This is a genomic window from Mycolicibacter senuensis, from assembly GCF_003284925.1.
Classification (GTDB): domain Bacteria; phylum Actinomycetota; class Actinomycetes; order Mycobacteriales; family Mycobacteriaceae; genus Mycobacterium; species Mycobacterium algericum_A.
The window spans coordinates 1-1,508 of the sequence record NZ_QMEX01000291.1; the positions used below are offsets into that span (position 1 = coordinate 1).

Consider the following 1,508-nt stretch of genomic DNA (forward strand, 5'->3'; position numbering starts at 1 on the left):
GAGCTGGCGTACGGCGATGAGAGCTGGACCCTGGCGCCCGGCGACAGCGCCCAGCCGCGCGGCCCGGAACCCAGCCGCAGCAGGCCGCCGATCGCGCTCGACCACTGGTCGATGTCGTGTCCGGCGACCAGCGCCCCGGTGACGCCGTCGCTCACCGCCACCGGCAATCCGCCGACCGCCGCGGCCACCACCGGCGTTCCGCAGGCCTGCGCTTCCAGGGCGACCAGGCCGAATGATTCGGAGTAGCTCGGCACCGCCACCAGATCGGCGGCCCGGAACAACGCGGCAAGATTCTCCCGGGACTGCGGCGGCAGGAACGTCACGCGATCGCTGATACCCAGTTCCCCGGCCAGCCGAACCAGACCGCCGGGTGCGGCCAGCCCGCTGCTGCCCGACGGGCCACCGGCCACCACCACGCGCACCCCGGGCAGCGCGGCTGCCGCCCGCAGCAGAATGTCGGGGGCCTTGAGCGGCTGGATGCGCCCGACGAACGCCACGATCGGCTCGCCCGGTGACAGTCCCAGCGCGGCGCGGGCCTGCTGCTTGTCCCCCGGGCGAAAGACCTCCAGGTCGACGCCGGGATGTGCCACGTCGATTCGGTCCGGGTCGGCCCGGTGCAGCGCGACGAGTTGCTGCGCTTCGTCGTCGGTGTTGACGATCAACCGGTCCGCCTCATCGACCACCTGCTGCTCACCGACCGCCCGCAACGGCGGTTCGGGGCTGTCCCCGACGGCAAGCGCGGCGTTCTTCACCCCGGCCAGGGTGTGCGCGGTGTGCACCAGCGGCACCGCCCAGCGGTCGGCGGCCAGCCAGCCGACCTGACCGGACAACCAGTAATGCGAGTGCACCACGTCGTAGTAGCCGGGCTCGTGGGCCGCCTCGGCGCGCAGCACCCCCGCGGCGAACGCGCACAGCTGGGTGGGCAGGTCGTTCTTGTCCAGGCCTTCGAACGGGCCGGCCACCACGTTGCGCACCAGCACGCCGGGGACGACATGGGCCACCGGCGGGTCGGCCGATGACGTGGCCCGGGTGAAGATCTCCACGGCCACCCCGCGGCGGGCCAGGTGCAGCGCGCTCTGCAGCACGTAGACGTTCATCCCCCCGGCGTCACCCGTGCCGGGCTGGGCCAGCGGCGAGGTGTGTACCGACAGCACCGCTACCCGGCGCACATCGGTTCCGATTCCTCGCCCCACCCCGTTATCTTTACAGTTCTGCTCAGGCGGGCACTTCCGGGACCGCCGCTACGGCGGGTCCGCGCGAGCGGCGCATCGCGCCGACCGGATCGGCATACAGCCCGCCCAGCGACACCGTGCCGGCGCCGGCCTCCTGGACCCGGTTGCCGAACGCGGTGACTCGGATGGTGCGTCCCGACAGCACCGATCGCTCCGCGACGGCCCGCTCGACCTCGGCGATGCCTTCCGGGTACTCGGTGAAGCCCTGGCCCCCGACCACCAGGTCGTCCGGGTTGAGAACGTCGCGCAGCAACGCCACGGCCTCGCCGAGCGCCC

The 1,508-nt window shown here is 72.9% G+C and carries 1 protein-coding gene and 1 pseudogene; both read right to left on the reverse strand.

Features of this window, described 5'->3' with window-relative positions; all coding sequences use genetic code 11:
* Window positions 1-1,193: D-inositol-3-phosphate glycosyltransferase (mshA, locus tag DQP56_RS24205; RefSeq protein WP_112689604.1), on the reverse strand; the 1,193-nt coding region annotated here is incomplete at its 3' end.
* Window positions 1,194-1,215: 22 nt separating this feature from the next.
* Window positions 1,216-1,508: pseudogene (locus DQP56_RS24210) on the reverse strand (hypothetical protein); the annotation flags it as partial.